16 protein-coding genes are annotated in these 16,812 nt (G+C 67.5%); 7 read left to right on the top strand and 9 right to left on the bottom strand.

The window, feature by feature from the left end:
* Positions 1 to 53 precede the first annotated feature (53 nt).
* The 6 genes from GRI89_RS07750 to tsaD all read right to left on the bottom strand — a co-directional run bounded on the left by GRI89_RS07750 (position 54) and on the right by tsaD (position 5,550).
* Positions 54 to 398 (bottom strand): response regulator, encoded by a 345-nt coding sequence (locus GRI89_RS07750; protein ID WP_328598144.1) that lies wholly within the window; start codon positions 396 to 398, stop codon positions 54 to 56.
* 141 nt (positions 399 to 539) lie between these two features.
* Entirely contained in the window at positions 540 to 1,082 is a 543-nt protein-coding gene (locus GRI89_RS07745; protein ID WP_328598143.1) for a hypothetical protein, read from the bottom strand.
* 159 nt (positions 1,083 to 1,241) lie between these two features.
* A complete protein-coding gene (locus GRI89_RS07740; protein WP_328598142.1) occupies positions 1,242 to 1,988 on the bottom strand; it encodes an OmpA family protein in 747 nt (248 codons plus the stop codon).
* A gap of 9 nt (positions 1,989 to 1,997) precedes the next feature.
* Complete coding sequence (locus GRI89_RS07735; RefSeq protein WP_201290887.1) at positions 1,998 to 3,440, bottom strand: lipopolysaccharide biosynthesis protein; 1,443 nt, start codon at positions 3,438 to 3,440, stop codon at positions 1,998 to 2,000.
* A gap of 98 nt (positions 3,441 to 3,538) precedes the next feature.
* Positions 3,539 to 4,525 carry an NAD(P)H-dependent glycerol-3-phosphate dehydrogenase gene (locus GRI89_RS07730; protein WP_328598141.1) on the bottom strand — a complete coding sequence of 329 codons (987 nt, stop codon included), beginning with the start codon at positions 4,523 to 4,525 and terminating at the stop codon, positions 3,539 to 3,541.
* Positions 4,522 to 5,550 (bottom strand): tRNA (adenosine(37)-N6)-threonylcarbamoyltransferase complex transferase subunit TsaD, encoded by a 1,029-nt coding sequence (gene tsaD, locus GRI89_RS07725; protein WP_159793783.1) that lies wholly within the window; start codon positions 5,548 to 5,550, stop codon positions 4,522 to 4,524. Before tsaD ends, GRI89_RS07730 begins: the two co-directional genes overlap by 4 nt.
* A gap of 46 nt (positions 5,551 to 5,596) precedes the next feature.
* Between tsaD and hemC the strand changes: the two genes are divergently transcribed.
* From hemC to GRI89_RS07710, 3 genes are read left to right on the top strand one after another with little or no spacing between them, the layout of a single operon-like run.
* Positions 5,597 to 6,523: a hydroxymethylbilane synthase gene (gene hemC / locus GRI89_RS07720; protein ID WP_159793781.1), complete on the top strand. Its 927-nt coding sequence runs from the start codon at positions 5,597 to 5,599 to the stop codon at positions 6,521 to 6,523.
* Positions 6,520 to 7,209, top strand: a complete 690-nt coding sequence (locus GRI89_RS07715) for a uroporphyrinogen-III synthase (protein ID WP_328598140.1) — start codon at positions 6,520 to 6,522, stop codon at positions 7,207 to 7,209. The genes hemC and GRI89_RS07715 overlap by 4 nt, the downstream gene beginning before the upstream one ends.
* Positions 7,210 to 7,251: 42 nt before the next feature.
* Positions 7,252 to 8,184, top strand: coding sequence for a hypothetical protein (locus tag GRI89_RS07710; protein ID WP_159793779.1), 933 nt, complete (start codon positions 7,252 to 7,254; stop codon positions 8,182 to 8,184).
* Here the strand turns inward: GRI89_RS07710 and GRI89_RS07705 are convergent.
* Entirely contained in the window at positions 8,181 to 9,395 is a 1,215-nt protein-coding gene (locus GRI89_RS07705; RefSeq protein ID WP_159793777.1) for an FAD-dependent monooxygenase, read from the bottom strand. The two genes, GRI89_RS07710 and GRI89_RS07705, sit on opposite strands and share 4 nt — an antisense overlap.
* A gap of 43 nt (positions 9,396 to 9,438) precedes the next feature.
* Here GRI89_RS07705 and GRI89_RS07700 point away from each other — a divergent pair, with 43 nt between their 5' ends.
* Positions 9,439 to 11,484, top strand: a complete 2,046-nt coding sequence (locus GRI89_RS07700; protein ID WP_159793883.1) for a protein-disulfide reductase DsbD family protein — start codon at positions 9,439 to 9,441, stop codon at positions 11,482 to 11,484.
* A 167-nt stretch (positions 11,485 to 11,651) separates the two neighbouring features.
* Here GRI89_RS07700 and GRI89_RS07695 read toward each other — a convergent pair whose 3' ends face one another.
* Positions 11,652 to 12,236, bottom strand: a complete 585-nt coding sequence (locus tag GRI89_RS07695; protein ID WP_159793775.1) for a hypothetical protein — start codon at positions 12,234 to 12,236, stop codon at positions 11,652 to 11,654.
* A 233-nt stretch (positions 12,237 to 12,469) separates the two neighbouring features.
* Positions 12,470 to 14,650: an excinuclease ABC subunit UvrB gene (gene uvrB, locus GRI89_RS07690; RefSeq protein ID WP_159793773.1), complete on the bottom strand. Its 2,181-nt coding sequence runs from the start codon at positions 14,648 to 14,650 to the stop codon at positions 12,470 to 12,472.
* A 105-nt stretch (positions 14,651 to 14,755) separates the two neighbouring features.
* On the opposite strand from uvrB, the gene GRI89_RS07685 reads away from it, so the two are divergent.
* From GRI89_RS07685 to GRI89_RS07675, 3 genes are all read left to right on the top strand, one after another.
* Positions 14,756 to 15,298 carry a DUF3617 domain-containing protein gene (locus GRI89_RS07685; RefSeq protein ID WP_159793771.1) on the top strand — a complete coding sequence of 181 codons (543 nt, stop codon included), beginning with the start codon at positions 14,756 to 14,758 and terminating at the stop codon, positions 15,296 to 15,298.
* On the top strand, positions 15,286 to 15,816 hold the full coding sequence (locus GRI89_RS07680; RefSeq protein WP_159793769.1) for a DUF3617 domain-containing protein: 531 nt from the start codon (positions 15,286 to 15,288) through the stop codon (positions 15,814 to 15,816). The genes GRI89_RS07685 and GRI89_RS07680 overlap by 13 nt, the downstream gene beginning before the upstream one ends.
* A gap of 191 nt (positions 15,817 to 16,007) precedes the next feature.
* Entirely contained in the window at positions 16,008 to 16,802 is a 795-nt protein-coding gene (locus GRI89_RS07675; protein WP_159793767.1) for an esterase/lipase family protein, read from the top strand.
* Positions 16,803 to 16,812 lie beyond the last annotated feature (10 nt).

Genomic DNA, 16,812 nt, shown 5'->3' with positions numbered 1-16,812 from the left:
ACCGCCCCTAGCGATCCCGGGATGCAATGCCAATCGTGCTCGAAAGCTGGTCTTCAGGCCGCGTGCGCCTTGCTCCTGACGGTGTCGATCATCGTCACGAGATTTCCCGGCGGGCAAGGCTTGATGCAGGCACCGGCCGCGGGATAGCGCTCGGCGATCTCCTCGGCCGAGATATGACCGGAATGGAAGATAATCGGAATGCCGGCGCCGCTCAGCCTGTCGGCGAGCGGATACACTTCGCCGTCGGCTGTGTTCACGTCGAGGATGGCGAGGGATGGGAGAGCCTTGTCGACCGCGGCCAGAGCATGCGCGGTTCGCGCATAGGGCCCGTCAACGGCAAAGCCGAGATCGCGCACCGTCTCGCTAACGTCGAGAGCAACGATGAATTCGTCCTCCACCACAAGGACAGTCGGTCGATCGCAATTCGTCATACTGCAATACCCTGTTTCTAACATTCTCCCTGAATGAACGTGGCGCGTATCCAATGGCCTTGCGCCCATTCGGTTCCCGGCCTCCCCCGCAGGGACCCGGTCTCTTTGCTAGAGCTTGCCGAACTTGTCCTCGTACCCGGCACTATCGCCGGCAGCGAGCAAGCGTGCCTGGGTGCGCCAGTCGTCGCGCACGATACGACCGGCAAAAGCTCCGAGCGCGGCGTCGATCCGCGCAACCTCGGCATCGTCCCACGCGGCGATCTGCGCGAACGAGGTCACTCCCATCTCGTGCAGAAGCTTCTCAACCTTGGGCCCCAGTCCCTTGATTTTCTTCAGATCGTCACCCGCTAGAGGAGGCGGTGGGGCCATGTGAACCGGCTCCGCTTCGGCGGCGACGACGGTGCCGATGCCGGCCAGCCCCTCGGGGGTCGGCGGCGGGATATCTATGGTCGGAGACGCGGCGGGGGCGGCGTCGATCAGCGCCTGGTTGCGCTTCGCGCCGGTGGCGAGTCCATCGCCGGGAGCAGCCTCGCGCTCGATTGTCGTCTTTCGGCTGGCGGAAAAAATCCACCACGCCACGACCACCCCGATCACTAGCGCGATGATGATGAAGAGTACGTTTTCGCTCAGCAGTTCAACCATTGTCGCCATGTCCCGATGTTCGCGCGTCGTGGCCCCAAATCAGCCAGCCCAGCCCGAGCCCGACCGCGTAGGCGATCATCATAAGGACCAGCAGTTCGAGCCAGATCGGCACTATGAGGCCTCCAATCGTGCGCTGCCTTCTATGCCCTGACAAGTCCGGCGCAAGGCCTACCTCGGTCCGGGCGTGTCGACCGGGGTCGGTTTGATCGGCACCGTCGCAATGACCGAAAACTCGATCCGGCGGTTGGCCGGGTCGGTCGGGGCAAGTCCTTCGACCGGGTTGCGCGAGCCCATCCCGCGCACTCGCAGGCCGTCCGCCGGGATGCCGCGCGAGATCAGGGCATCGCGAACGGCTTCGGCGCGCTCGCGCGACAGAGTAATGTTGCCCGGTTCAGGTCCCGAGGAGTCGGTGTGCCCGGTGATCGCGATAATGCTGCCGAGGCACGGGCGCAGCGCGGTGGCGACTTCGTCGACCAGTTCCCGGCTGGCGGCGTCGATTCGCGTCGAGCTTTCCTCGAAGCGGATGGTTCGCGCATTGAGCAAGGCCTCGACGTCGTCCTGGCAATGCAGTTGGGTCGGCACAACGGCCGACGATTCGGCAAGCGCGGTGCCGTCGGCCCAGCGCACCCCGCCGACTCCGGGGACCGCAGAGACGGCCTTGGCCACCTTGTCGCGTACTGCCTCGTTTAGACCTTCGCCGCCGCTCAACAGCGGGTTGCGGCTCAGCGACCCGTCGGGAGCGACGAAGGTGGCTTCGACGGGCCTTCCGCCATTCCTGGCGATTGCCGCATCGGTCGCCGCTTCCAGTCTGGAAACGATGCCCGGGCCGGTGGTTCGAGCGGCTATGATGGCGAGGAAGAACACGGCGAGCGCGCCGATCAGCACGGCAATGCGGGGGTGTTCGAAGCTAGGCACATGGCGAGCCTAGCCCGCCGGAGGTGCCGCCGTCGAGGGAGTGGCCCTGTCCTTTTTCTGGCGCTTGAACAGCACCCGGTCTTCAGGCCCGAACCCGCGCTTCCAGATGATCCAACCGTAAACGCCGAGGATCGCCGGGATCCCGAAGATCAGCTCCGCCCATTCGGGCAGCCGGATTGCCAGTTCGCCGACGGCGATGGCTGCCGCCACCGCCCAGACCAGTGCCCAGCGCCAGTTGTTGACCGTTTGCTGGAGAATTCGCGACAACATGGTGGCTTTGACGACCGACGAAACGCCCAGCGCCAGCATGAGCGACAGCGCCGCCCCGGCAGCACGCCACAAGTCGGAAAGCCCGTAGGCGTCCACCGCGAGCATGGCGCCGACGGTTAGCAGCGCCTGCAGCCCGATGGTCGCGATGCTGACGAGCAGGTTCTTGAACCGCGCAACGTAGATCAGCGCCGCTTCCGACACGACGGCGGTCGCCGCGACGACTTCGGCGGCGAGCAGGAAGGCCAGCGCCCCGGTGCCGCCGACGAAGTTCGGTCCGACCAGTCCCATGATCGCCTCGCCCGGGATGCCAAGCGCCAGCGCGATTCCGGCCTGCGCCGCAGTGATCCAAAAGCCGACCTGGCAGACCTGCCGGGCGATCGCGGCATAATCCTTGTCCTTGAGTGCGCGGGTTATGACCGGGCCGAGGATCGGCTCGAAGCTGGTCTTGAGCTTCTGCGGCAGGCTCGCCACCTGCTGCGCCACATAATAGACGCCGACCGCCGAGGGCGCGGCGAACAGGCCGAGGATGAAGATGTCGACCCGCCGCGTGCCCCATTCGATGGCGTCGGCCATCGCCAGCGGCAGCGCCCGCCATGTCATCCGCATCATCCGGTTCGGGCTCGGCACCCAGCCTTGTGGCAGGCCGTAACTGCGCAGGAAGGTCCAGAGCGCCGTCAATAGCCCGGCGTAGATCGAAGCGAGATAAGCGAGCGACAGTCCCGCCTCGCGCAGCGGTGCGAAGAGCCACAGCACGCCGGCGAGGATCGAGATGGTCCACGGCTCGACCAGTGCGCGCGCGCGCACGGTCGTGGCGATGTCGTAGCGATAGGCCTGTGCGGCGAGCACGATCTCGGTCAGCGCGTAACCGGGAATGGCGATGACGATCAGCCTGTCGAGCGTCTTGAATTCGCCGCTCGGGAACAGCGGCGCCGGAACCAGGTAAAGGACGAGGCCGGCCAGCGAGGCCAGCAGCAGTGCCACCAGCATTCCGTCATAGACGAGGTGGGCCTGGTCCTCGTCGCCCTCCGACAGCCGCTGTGCAAGGCCGCGCTTCTCACCGATCGAGCAGATCAGCGCGACCAGCTCGACCACCACTAACGCAGAAGCGAAGCGGCCAAGCGCGTCGGCGCCATAGAGGCGGCCGGCGATGAACAGGAACGGCAGTCGAGCGGCCAGCCGCATCAGGAAGCCAAGGACGTTTTGCTGCCCGCCTTTCGCCAGCGCGGCTATGTCGCTGCTCTCCTCGGCCGAAGGTGCCGGGGTCGCGGTTCCATTCTCGTTCAAGCCGCGGCCCCTTCCGAGGTGAGCGGGCGGGCAAGCAGGTCCGAGACGACATCGCGCGCCGGGGCACCCTCGAGCAGGCGTCCAACTGCCGCGGTGATCGGCATGGCCACAGCGTGGCGTTCGGCCAGTTCGACCAGCACCGGCGCGGTGAACGCCCCTTCGGCAACCGTGCGCCGGTCAGCCATCAACACGTCCGGCGACTGCCCTTCGCCGAGCGCCTTGCCGAGCGAGAAGTTGCGGCTCGATGTCGACGAGCATGTCAGCACGAGATCGCCGAGCCCACACAGTCCGGCGAGCGTATCGCGCTCGGCCCCGAGCGCCTCGCCGAAGCGCAGCATTTCGGCATAGCCGCGCGCGATCAGTGCGGCTCGCGCGTTCTGGCCAAGGCCGAGGCCCTCGACCACGCCGCAGGCGATGGCGAGTACGTTCTTGACTGCCCCGCCGATTTCCGCGCCGACTACGTCATCCGAGTAATAGGGGCGGAAGCTTGGTCGGGCGATGACCGGGCTCAGCCGGGCCCACTGCTCGTGCCCTCCCGCGCACGCGAGCGTCACCGCAGTCGGCAACCCAGCGGCGACTTCGTGAGCGAAGGTCGGGCCCGAGAGGATGGCGATATTGCTGTTCGGAGCGGCGTGCTTGGCGACATCGTTCATCAGACGTCCGGTGCCGGCCTCGATTCCCTTGGAGCAGAGAACGAGATCGCGCGGATGCGACGGCATGCCGCCGATGACCGTACCGAGATGCTGTGCAGGGGTCACTACCAGCAGCACGTCGCAGGACACCATCTGCGCCGCGTTTCCAGTGGCCACTATGGTCGAGGCCAACACGGCAGAGGGCAGGAACAGCGAATTTGTGTGCAGGGCGTTGATTTCCTCGACCAGCTCGGGCTCGCGCGCCCACAGCAGCACGTGGCGGCCGTCGCTCGCCAGCATCTGTGCCAGCGCAGTGCCCCACGCGCCCGCTCCGAGGACCCCGACCGTCACGCCTTCACTCCTGCCCCGCGAGCCGGTTCGGCATCGGGGTCGAGCGGCCAGCGCGGTCGGGCGAGGGTGTCGAGCGGGTCCGACTGGCCGAGCCGTTCGATGCCTGCCCAGGCGATCATCGCTGCGTTGTCGGTGCACAATGCCTGAGGCGGGGCCACGAATTGCAGGCCGTGCTTCGCGGCAATGCTTTTTAGCGCGTCGCGTATCGGCCGGTTGGCGGCGACGCCCCCAGCGACGACCAGCGCCGTCACCTCATCCATTTTCCCGAGCGCCCGGTTCAAGCGGTCGGCGATGCACTCGATTGCTGCCTGTTGGAAACTCGCGGCGATATCGGCGTCGGCATATTCGCCGCTCTCGTGGGCGCGTAGCACGGCGCTCTTGAGTCCGGCAAAGGAGAAGTGAGGATCGCGGCTTCCCTTGAGCGGGCGGGGCAGCGGAACCGCCTGCGGATCGCCCTGCCGGGCCAGCGCCTCGACGGCGGGGCCGCCGGGATAGCCGAGCCCGAGGATCTTGGCGGTCTTGTCGAACGCCTCGCCCAACGCATCGTCGATCGTGGTTGCGAGGCGCTGGTATTGCCCGACACCCTCGACGCGGAGAATCTGACAGTGCCCGCCCGAGACGAGTAACAGGGCGTAGGGAAATTCGAGGGCGGGGTCGGCAAGCCGGGGGCTCAGCGCATGGCCTTCGAGGTGGTTGATGGCGATGAGCGGCTTTTCGCTGGCCATCGCCAACGCCTTCGCGGTGACGAGGCCGACGATGACCCCGCCGATCAGCCCCGGACCGGCGGTCGCGGCAATCGCGTCGCAGTCGGCTAGCGACATTCCGGCATCGGCCAGCGTGGCCTCGATCAGCGGCGCGAGTCGCTCGGCATGGGCGCGGGCGGCGATCTCGGGAACGACCCCGCCGTAGGGCGCGTGCGCGGCTTCCTGGCTGGCGATGCGCTGCGCAAGGATGCGCCGTTCGCCGTCGACCAACGCGGCTGCAGTTTCATCGCAACTGCTTTCGATGCCAAGCACGACCGCCATGGCGGCTTTCCCTGCAACGGAATGGGGATTAGGGCAAGCGGACCCGATGACCAGTTCCCCGCAAATCCGTCTTGGCACACGTCGTTCACCGCTTGCCATGGTGCAGGCTGAGGAGACGCGCGCCCGGCTCTGTGCCGCGCATGGGTGGGCAAAATCCGAGGTCGAGCTGGTTCCCGTCGTGGCCAGCGGAGACAAGGTGCAGGACCGCCCGCTGGCGGAGATCGGCGGCAAGGCGCTGTGGACCCGCGAGCTCGATGCCTGGCTCGTCGAGGGCCGAATCGACGCAGCGGTACACTCGATGAAGGACGTAGAGACGCTGCGCCCTGCCGAGCTGGTGATCGGCGCGGTCCTGCCGCGTGCGGACAAACGCGACGTCCTGCTCGGCGCGGAAAGCATTGCCGCGCTGCCGGATGGTGCGACGGTGGGCACCAGCGCGCCGCGTCGAGCCGCGCAGCTCCTCCACGCGCGGCCCGACTGCAAGGTGGTCTCGCTGCGCGGCAACGTCGCGACGCGGATATCCAAGCTGGAAGCCGGGGAGGTTGACGCGACCTTCCTTGCCGCGGCGGGGCTCGAACGCCTCGGGCAGAGTGGCACCGGCAAACTGCTTGCTCTCGACGAATGGCTGCCCGCCCCGGCGCAGGCGGCCATCGGCATCGAATGCCGCATCGACGATGCGCGTGTCCGCGACCTTTTGGCGGGCATCGATCACGCCGCGAGCCGGACGGAAATCGAAGCCGAGCGAGCGCTGCTCGCGGCGCTCGGCGGATCGTGCCACAGTCCGGTGGCGGTGCTGTGCCATGTCGAGGGAGAGTGGTTGGCGATGACCGCAGCGCTGTTCAGCCCCGATGGCCGCGAAACCGTACGCGCCGCGATCCACTTCTCAGCGGGCGAAGATGGCCCGGCCCGCCTTGCCGCGGACCTCCTCGCCCGGGCAGCACCGTCGATACAGGCGGTGTTCGCGGGGCCGGAGTGACGCCAGTCGTCGTCCTTCGCCCCGAGCCGGGTTGCAGCGCGACGGTTGAGGCAGCACGTGCCCAAGGGCTGGCCGCTGAAGGCCACCCACTTTCGCAAATCGTTCCCGTCGCGTGGGACATGCCCGAAGGCCCCTTCGACGGCATTCTCGCCGGCAGCGCCAACGCGTTCCGCTGTTGTGGACCGCTTGTGGATAACCTTGTGGATTTGCCGGTGTATGCTGTGGGCGAAAGCACCGCCTCAGCGGCTGCCGAACGCGGTTTTCGCGTTGCCCTGACTGGCTCGGGTGGCTTGCATGCCGTACTGGACGAACTGGCCGGGCATTCGCTGCGCCTTCTGCGCCTTGCAGGAGAGGATCATATGCCTCTCGACCCGCCGGATGGGATCGTGCCGGTCACGGCCGTCGTCTATCGCGCTGAAACGCTGCCCGTTGCGCCCGCGCTCGCCGAACTGCTCGGCGAGAAGCCCGTCGTGCTGCTGCACTCGGCAGGGACGGCGAAGCATTTCGCGGCGGAAGTCGACCGCCTCGCGATTGCCCGCTCCTCGATCCGGCTGGCCGCGCTCGGCGGGCGAATCGCTGCGGCGGCAGGGCCGGGTTGGGCGTCGGTCTCCTCGGCCAGTGAGCCCAGCGACCCCGCTTTGCTGGCCTTGGCGCGGGACCTGTGCCATGAACCGTTCCCGGGGTGAGACAGACGACACATGGCGCCCTCGGGGCCGCCAAGGATAGCGATGGACGAATCGTATCGTAATTTTACCCGGCCGCAGTCCACTGGCTCGCTGAAGCCAGCAGTGTGGATGGCGGGCGGGGCGTTCCTGCTCGGCGTTGCGGTCGTCGCGGTGCTGTGGTGGCAGGGATTCGGTTCCGGCGATCTCGTTCGCGTGGTGCGCGAGGAGCCGACGGAGCTGGCTTCTCCTCCCGCTCCCCCACCGGCCCCCAATGCCACGGCCAGCGGCGATGCCCAGCAGGCGACCGCCAAGGATGCCGCCGACGCCGTCGCCAAGGTCGAACAGGTGGCCGAACAGCAGGGAGGGCTCGACTCGCGCGTCGCGGCGATGGAGCAGCGGCTCTCGAAGCTCGACCTGCAGGCGCAGGCCGCGGCCGGTAATGCCGCGCGCGCCGAGGGCCTGCTGGTCGTTTTCGCCGCGCGGCGGTCGATCGAGCGCGGTGTGCCGCTCGGTTACCTCGAAGACCAGCTCAAGCTGCGGTTCGGCGATGCGCGGCCCAACGCCGTCGCTACGGTCATTGCCGCCTCGCGTGACCCGGTCACGCTCGACCGGCTCATCGCCCGGCTCGACGGTCTCGCTCCCAACCTGACCAATGACAAGGTTGACGACGACGCCTTCTCGTGGATCGGCCGCGAACTTTCGGGCCTGTTCGTGGTGCGCCATGAGGACACCCCGTCGCCGCAGCCGGAGAAGCGGCTCGAACGAGCCCGGCTGTTCCTCGAAAGCGCCCGCACCGAGGCGGCTGTCAGCGAGGTGCGCAACCTTCCCAACGCCGATCTCGCCGCCGGGTGGATCGAGGACGCGGAACGCTATGCCAAGGCGCAGCGGGCGCTCGAACTGCTCGAGACGACCGCAATCCTCGAATCGACGGGCCTGCGCGACGGTACGGGCAACGCGGTCGAACAACTCAGCCCGGCCAGCGACAAGGCGGGTTAACCCTTCAGCAGCTCCGGCAGCTCGCCGCTCATCCCGCGAGCTTCGTCCATAAACCAGCGCTTGAGCGGCGGCGTGCGCTGTACCACGCCCATGCCGAGCCGCCGGATCGCGCTCGGCAACTTGCCGGGAACGCCGAACAGCCAGGTCAGTCCGTCGGTGGCCAGCGAGACAGTGAAGCTGTCGAGCTCGCGCCATTTCTCGTAGCGCGCCAGCAACTGGGCATCGCCCGGTTCGAGCCCGAGGCGCATGCCGTCCGCCAGCACTTCGACCAGCGCCCCGACATCCCGCAGCCCGAGGTTCAGGCCCTGTCCGGCAATCGGGTGAATGCCGTGCGCCGCGTCGCCGACCAGCGCGAGGCGGTGCTCGACAATATTGGCCGTGTGCTGGAACGATAGCGGGAAGGAGGAGCATTTGCCTTCCACCGATACCTCGCCGAAAATGCCGTGCATGCGCTTTGCGACTTCGGCGGTGAACGCGCGGTCGGACAGCGCCATTACGCCAGCGGCGTCCTTCTCGGCCACGGTCCAGACCAGCGCGCTGCGGTGTTCGCCGCCCGGTCCGTCGAGCAGCGGCAGAAGTGCGAACGGTCCGGCCGGGTAGAAAATCTCCCACGCCACGTTGTCGTGCGGTCTGGCGTGGACCAGCCCGGCGATGATCGCGCGGTGACTGTAATCCCAGTGCGCCATGGTGATGCCCGCGTCCTCGCGCGTCGGCGACTGGCGCCCCTCGGCACCGACCATGAGGTTCGCCTCCAGCACCGTGCCATCGGCGAGCGTCGCTGAGACGCCATGTTCGCCACGCTCGCGCTCGACCACGTCGGCCCTGGCGTGCCAGGCGATCAGCGGTTCGGCGCTGGCCGCCTCGAACAGGGCAAGCCGCAGCTCGCGGTTGGCGAACATCCGGCCGAGCGAGCCTTCGTGCGGCTCGGGCTGGAAATCGATCCGCCCGGGTTTCATGCCGTCGGTCACCGCGATCGAGGCGATCGGGCAGCCGTGGGGTTCGAGCCGGGCGCGCAGGCCGATGTTGCCGAACAGGTTCCAGCTCGCGGTCGAGATCGCGCTGGCGCGCCCGTCGAAGCCTTCCGCGGTCAGCTCGGCCGGGTCGGCGCGGTCGACGACTTGGCTCGACAGGCCCTTCTTCGCCGCCGCCAGCGCCAGCGTCATGCCGACGAGACCGCCGCCGAGGATCAGGAGATCGCGCTTGTCGCTCATCGACCCGGTCCCTAGAACCCGCCGCACCATGCACGCAAGACGAATGCTTCGCGCGCGCCGCCTGCGCGCGGTCCTTCCCTTCCTTTTCGCCCTCGTCGCCCTGTTCGCCGCGCCGACCGCGCTGGCGCAGTCGAACCACATGAAGGCGGAATTGCTTGCCGAACAACCGGCGAAGGCGGGGGAGACGGTAACGCTGGCGCTGCACTTCACGCCCGAGAAGGGGTGGCACGGTTACTGGCTCAATCCGGGCGACGCCGGGTACGGCATGGACCTCAAGTGGACCCTGCCCGAGGGCTGGCAGGTCGGGACGCCCGAGTATCCGGTGCCGCAGCAGCTCGTCATCGGCGGGCTGATGAACCACGTCTACGAGAGCGACTATGCGGTGCTGATCCCGCTGACGATCCCTGCGAGCGCCGCGGTCGGCAACGCCGCTCCGCTCGGCCTGACCGCCGACATGCTGGTCTGCACCGACCAGATCTGCGTGCCCGAGAAGAAGGAGCTTTCGCTCGACCTCTCCGGCGTCAGCGCCCGCGACGCGCGCTTCGACGGCTGGCGCGCGGCGATTCCAGCCATGCTCGACCAGCAGGCGAAGTTCGAGCTCAAGGCCGACAAGCTGCGCATCGCCATCCCGCTGCCCGCATCGCTGGCGCTCGGCACACCGCACGTCTTCCTCGATGAGACGCAGTTGATCGACTACGCTGCACCACAGTCGTTCCGCCGCGACGGCGATACGCTGGTCGCCGAAATCGCTCGCAAGGGCATCGCCGAGGACCCCGCGACCATCGCCGGCATCCTCGACTTCGGCGACGGCGGGCAGGGCATTCGCTTCGCTGCAGTCACCGGCCCGGTCCCGACCGGCGGCACCCCCATCGCAGGCGGCGACGCGAGCGGGCAATTCGGATCGCTGTGGTGGCTGATCGGCCTGGCATTGCTCGGCGGGCTGATCCTCAACGTCATGCCCTGCGTCTTCCCGGTGCTCAGCCTCAAGGCCATGAGCCTCGCCCGCGCTGGTGAGAGCGAGGCCGATGCCCGGTCCGAGGGACTGGCGTACACCGCCGGGGTGATGGCCGCGACGCTGGCGCTTGGCGGGCTGTTGCTGGCGCTGCGCGCGGCGGGCTCGCAGGTCGGCTGGGCCTTCCAGTTGCAGGAGCCGGGCGTGGTCGTCGCGCTGCTCGTTCTGGCGACCGCGATCACCGCCAACTTCGCCGGGCTGTTCGAGCTGCCCTCGCTGTCGTTCACCCAGACCGGCGGCAAGTCGAGCGCCTTCGCCACCGGCCTCCTCGCCTCGTTCGTCGCCACACCATGCACCGGCCCCTTCATGGCCGCGGCGATGGGCGCGGCACTGCTGTTGCCGTGGTGGCAGGGCCTCATCCTGTTCGCCGCGCTCGGCCTCGGGCTGGCATTGCCGTTCCTGCTGCTCGGCTGGGTTCCGGCGCTGCGGCACCTGCTGCCCAAGCCCGGCAAGTGGATGGACACCTTCCGCAAGATCATGGCGGTCCCGATGGGCCTGACCGCGCTGGCGCTGTTGTGGCTGTGCTGGCGTTTGGGCGGCGACACGTTCGCGATCGGCGTGGCGGCTGTGGCGGCCATTGTGTTGGTGGGTGTCTGGTTCACGGGCCGGTCGCAGCACAGCGGGCACAAGGCCTGGGTTCCTGTGGTCGCCAGCCTAGTCGTCGCGACAGGGTTCGGGTTCCTGCTCCTGCCGCGGCTGTATTCAGAGACTGCGCTCGCCGACACCGTCGACGAAGTCATCGCCGCCAAGCCCTTCAGCGAAGCCGCGCTGGCCGAGGCACGCGCATCGGGCAAGCCGGTGTTCGTCTGGTTCACCGCCGACTGGTGCCTGACCTGCAAGGTCAACGAGGGCGTGGCGATCGAGCGCGAGGCGACGAAGGCCGCGTTCGACAAGGCCGGGGTGGTCCCGATGGTCGGCGACTGGACCCGGCGCGATCCGGCGATCACCCGCTTCCTCACCGCCAACGGCGCGGCCGGGGTGCCGCTCTACCTGTGGTACTCGGCGGGCGGCGAGGCGCAGCAATTGCCGCAGGTGTTGACACCTGACACACTGGTGGACCTCGCCAATACGGGCTGATGTTCACACGCGGTTGACACCGTTGACAGTGTCCTGGGGCAAAACTCCGGCTTGGGCCTGCAAGCCCGGTTTGGGCGGTGAAAGCGCGAATCGGCGTGGTGGTCATCCGCCAGCATAGGCCACACCTAACTGCCTGTAGGAAAGTGTTTTCTCAACTCGGGGAGGGGCTATTCGGCCTTCATCTCCTCGACCGCCTTGTCTTCTTCCTTCTCGACCGCCTTGGCCACCGCTCCGCCCTTGCGGCACCAGTCGATGAACTCACCGGGGATCGCGCTGCCTTCGATCATCAGCGAACCGGCGCCCGGTAGGGTCGCTTCGAGTTCGCGTCGCCCGGTGAAGACCTCAAGCGAGCCGTCCTCCGCCGGGACCGCGCCTTCCCAGCGCCACTCGCCGTCAGCCAGCGTGGCGTCGACCTTGAAGCGCGAGATCATGCCGTTACCGATCACCGGGAACAGCGCCTTCTCGCCCGGCCGGGTGGTGACATGGCGGATGATATGAATGGTCGGCGGCGCATCCTTGAGCTTGCACGACAGGCTCATGAACGGCTTGCCGCCCTCGATGCCGAAGTCGATCGACTGCCCGTTCTTCGCCACCGTCCACTTGGCGTCCTTCGTGTCGGGCGAAGCCAGCGGCTCCTCGACCGTACCACGCGCATCGTCGAGCGAAATGCGCTGCCCGCCCACCGGCGCTTCCGGACGGTCGCAGGCGGCGAGAGCGAGGATCAGGACGATTGGGACGAGCGAGCATCGCATGGGGGCCATCTGGCTGTGACGCTTCGTGAATGCAATCAGGTTGCAGGCAAAAAGTGGCTGGATTTCACCGATGGAGCGCTTGGCTGGGCCCGTTCCTTCGCGGCACCCCGGCAACACCAGCGTCACTCTGAACTTGGTTCAGGATCCATTCTTCCGCCCGCGATGCCGGTTCTGGGAGGCGACATGGATGCTGAAACAAGTTCAGCATGACGAGATGGGTGGAGGCGAGCTTCTTACCGCCCCCACTTCCGCTGCGTCTTGCCATAGCGCGTCTTGCGCGTGCCCGGCTTGCCCTCGTTGCTGCGACCCACCATCGGCGCACGCTTGTCTTCGAGGCCGAGTTCCTCGTTCTCGAGCCGCCTGATCTCGTCGCGCAGCCTGCCGGCTTCCTCGAATTCGAGGTCGGCGGCGGCGGCGCGCATGCGTTTTTCGAGGTCTTCGATGTAGGCGCGCAGGTTGTGGCCGACGAGATTGTTGCGTTCCTCGTCGCCGGTATCGACCAGCACCCCGTCGCGGCTGGCGGTGTGGGCGACGATGTCGGCGATGCCGCGGATGATCGTCGTGGGGGTGATGCCGTGCTCGGCGTTGTAGGCTTCCTGCTTCTCGCGCCGCCTTTCGGTCTCGGCCATGGCGCGCTCCATGCTGCCGGTGATCCGGTCGGCGTAGAGGATGACCTTGGATTCGACGTTGCGCGCGGCGCGGCCGATGGTCTGGATGAGGCTGGTCTCGGAGCGCAGGAAGCCCTCCTTGTCGGCATCGAGGATGCAAACGAGCCCGCACTCGGGAATGTCGAGCCCTTCGCGCAGCAGGTTGATGCCGACGAGCACGTCATAGACCCCGAGCCGCAGGTCGCGGATCAGCTCGATGCGTTCGAGCGTCTCGACGTCGGAGTGCATGTAGCGCACGCGCAGGCCCGCCTCGTGCATGAACTCGGTCAGGTCCTCGGCCATGCGCTTGGTCAGCGTGGTGACGAGCGTGCGGTAACCGCGGGCGGCGGTCTGGCGGCACTCCTCGATGCAATCCTGCACCTGGTCCTCGACCGGGCGGATCTCCACCGGCGGGTCGATCAGGCCGGTCGGGCGGATGACCTGTTCGGCGAAGACGCCGCCCGTCTGCTCCATCTCCCACGGGCCGGGCGTGGCGCTGACCGCAAAGGTCTGCGGGCGCATCGCGTCCCATTCGTTGAAGCGTAAGGGGCGGTTGTCGATGCAGCTCGGCAGGCGGAAGCCGTATTCGGCCAGAGTCAGCTTGCGGCGGTGGTCGCCGCGCGCCATCGCGCCGATCTGCGGCACGGTCTGGTGGCTCTCGTCGACGAACAGCAGGGCGTTTTCCGGCAAGTACTCGAACAGCGTCGGCGGCGGTTCGCCGGGCAGGCGGCCGGTGAGGAAGCGGCTGTAGTTCTCGATCCCCGCGCAACTGCCGGTCGCGGCGATCATCTCGAGGTCGAAGTTGGTGCGTTGTTCGAGCCGCTGGGCTTCGAGCAGGCGGCCTTCCGCGTGCAGTTCCTTGAGCCGCTCGGCCAACTCGAACTTTATCGCCTCCATCGCCTGCTTCATCGTCGGGCCGGGGGTGACGTAGTGGCTGTTGGCGTAGACCCGCACGGTGTCGAGGCTCGCGCCCTTGGTCCCGGTCAGCGGGTCGAACTCGGAAATTTCCTCGATGTCGTCGCCGAAGAAGCTGATCCGCCAGGCCATGTCCTCGTAGTGGCTCGGGAAGATCTCGAGGTTGTCGCCGCGCACGCGGAAGCAACCGCGCTGGAAGGCGGCGTCGTTGCGCTTGTATTGCAGGGCGACGAGCTTGCGGATGATCTCGCGCTGGTCGGCGGTCGAGCCCTTCTTGATGTCGAAGATCATCGCCGAATAGGTCTCGACCGAGCCGATGCCGTAGAGGCACGAGACCGAAGCGACGATGATCACGTCGTCGCGTTCGAGCAGGGCGCGGGTGGCCGAGTGCCGCATCCGGTCGATCGCCTCGTTCACCGAGCTTTCCTTCTCGATGTAGGTGTCGCTGCGCGGCACGTAGGCCTCGGGCTGGTAGTAGTCGTAGTAGCTGACGAAATACTCGACCGCGTTGTTCGGGAAGAAGCTCTTGAACTCGCCGTAGAGCTGGGCGGCGAGGATCTTGTTGGGCGCGAGGACGAGGGCAGGGCGCTGCAACTGCTCGATCACCTTGGCCATGGTGAAGGTCTTGCCGCTGCCGGTAACGCCCAGCAGCACCTGTGTCTGTTCGCCGTCCAGCGCCGCGCCGACCAGTTCGGCGATGGCGGTCGGCTGGTCGCCGCTCGGCTCGTAGTCCGAAACGATCTCGAAAGGCCGCCCGGGCATCGACTTCTCGGGCCGTTCGGGCTTGTGCGGCTTGAACGCCGCCGACGTGTCAGGCTCTTCCAGCCCCCTTCTGATCACCAGTTCCGCCATGGCCGCATGATATGGTGCAGTGGAAGGTTCGGCGCAATGCGTTGGCAGGGCAGGTGGCGCTTGTTAGGTTCCGAGCCGAAGAACCCGGGGAACAGGAGTAAATCCATGGGCCGCATGCTTTCGATGACCACCGCGCTCGTGCTTGGCCTGGCTGCCTGCTCGAGCGGTGAAGATGCCGACGAGGCTGTGGAAGTCGGCCCTGCGGCCGGCCAGGCGGACGCGGCTCCTGCGATCCAGGCGGGCCAGTATGAAGCGCGCACCACACTGCTCGAATTCGAGGTCGCCGGCCTGCCTGAAGAGAAGGTCAAGACGTTGCGATCCGCGTTTGCCGATGAGCTGGAGAAACCGACCGCCTTCTGCCTCACTGCCGAGCAGGCGCAGAAGGGGCGCGAGGAAATTCTCAAGAAGATGGCCGAGAGCGATTGCACGATCACCACGCTCGACATGACCGAGGCCGGGATGACGGGCGAGATGAACTGCAAGGGCCAGGGCGGCCTCAGCGGCACGGTCAAGATCGCGGGCACCAGCGCCGGCGGCACCTCGTCGATGACGCTCGAAACGATCCAGTCGATTCCCAATCTGCCGGGCGAAGGCGCGCGCATGAAGTGGCGCACCGATGCACGACGGGTGGGCGAATGCAGCGCCTGATCGCGGTACTTGCCCTGACGGCCCTCGCCGGATGCGAAGGGAAGAAGCCCGACGACGAGGCGATCCTCGCCCAGGCCGAAAAGCTCGCCACGCCGCTGCCGGGGCTTTACCGCAGCACCACGACATTCGAAGGCTACGACCTGCCCAACGCCGACGGCGAGGATGCGCGCATCGTGCGCGACCGGCTCGCCGGGCTCGATCCGCAGGTGCGCGAGTTCTGCCTCACCCCGGCCGAGGGCGGCTTTCGCGACATGCTCAAGTCGATGCAGGACGGCGATTGCACGATCGAACGCTTCACCACGCGGCGCCGGGCGCTCGATGCGCAAATGCACTGCGCGATGAAGGCGGGCGGCACCTCCACGGTGAAAATGACCGGGACCGCCGATCCGGTCAGTTCGCAGATCAGGCTCGACATCGACCAGCTCAGCGACGGGATTCCTGGCGGGCAGGCGCGGCTGACCATCGCCATCGCCAATGAGCGCACCGGCGACTGCCCGCAGGATGCCGCAACCCCTTGAGCGACAATCTGGCAGGCCGGGCGCGGCGGTGATAAACGGCGGCTTTGGTCGTCCCTGCAAGGAGTCCCACCATGCGCAGAACAGCCAGTCCGGGTATCTTTCTCCTCGCCACGCTCGGGGCCAGTTCCGGCGTCGACACCAGGTGGATCGGCGACTGCAAGGCATGAGGGCGGCCCGCTGAGCGCATGCCGATGAGACTCGACGACTATAACGAAGACCGCGCGCGCCGCGCCGGGGAACTGTCCGGGCCGACGCTGCGCGACATGATAGAGCGCCGCGTCGAACTGCTTGGACGCGAGGCCCCGGAAGACGCCCGCAGCCCGGCGCTCAAGCGGCTGTTCGGCGAGATCGCCGAACTGGCCGAACCGGTGCGGCGGGCGTTCCAGCCGCCGCTCGAAGTCTCGCCTGCCCGGCACAGGCGGGTGGTGATCCTGCTGCCGGGCTTCGGCACGCACCCGGTCCGAATGCGCTACATGGCGCGCCAGCTCGAACGCGCCGGACACAAGGTCAAGCGCTGGGGCCTGGGCTTCAACCTGGGCGTATCGCCCGACATGTTCGAGGCGCTGGCTGAGCGCGTGCTTAGCGTGCGCGACCGCTACGGCCAGCCGGTGGTGCTGGTCGGCTGGAGCCTCGGCGGAGTGATCGCCCGCGAACTGGCCAAGCGGCATCCCGATGCGGTCGCCAAGGTCATCACCATGGGCTCGCCGTTCTCGGGCACGCCCTACGACAACAACGCCTGGCGCATCTATCACCTGATCACCGGCCATGCCGTCGACCGGCCCCCGGTCGAGGCCCAGCTTTCGGTGAAGCCGCCGGTCGAAACGGTCGCCCTGTGGAGCCCACGCGACGGCATTGTCAGCCCGCGCGCGTCGTGCGGAAAGCCCGGCGAACGCGACCGCGCAATCGCAATTCGCTGCAATCACGTAGGCTTTCCTAACGCCCCCGAATGCATCCGCACCGTGCTGAGGGAACTCGACGACGCCTGAGGCCGTAGTG

The organism is Croceibacterium salegens (genome assembly GCF_009827435.1).
In the GTDB taxonomy this organism is placed as follows: Bacteria; Pseudomonadota; Alphaproteobacteria; order Sphingomonadales; family Sphingomonadaceae; genus Croceibacterium_B; species Croceibacterium_B salegens.
The sequence above is the reverse complement of the archived record's forward strand: the minus strand, read 5'-3'. Positions and strand labels throughout refer to the sequence as shown.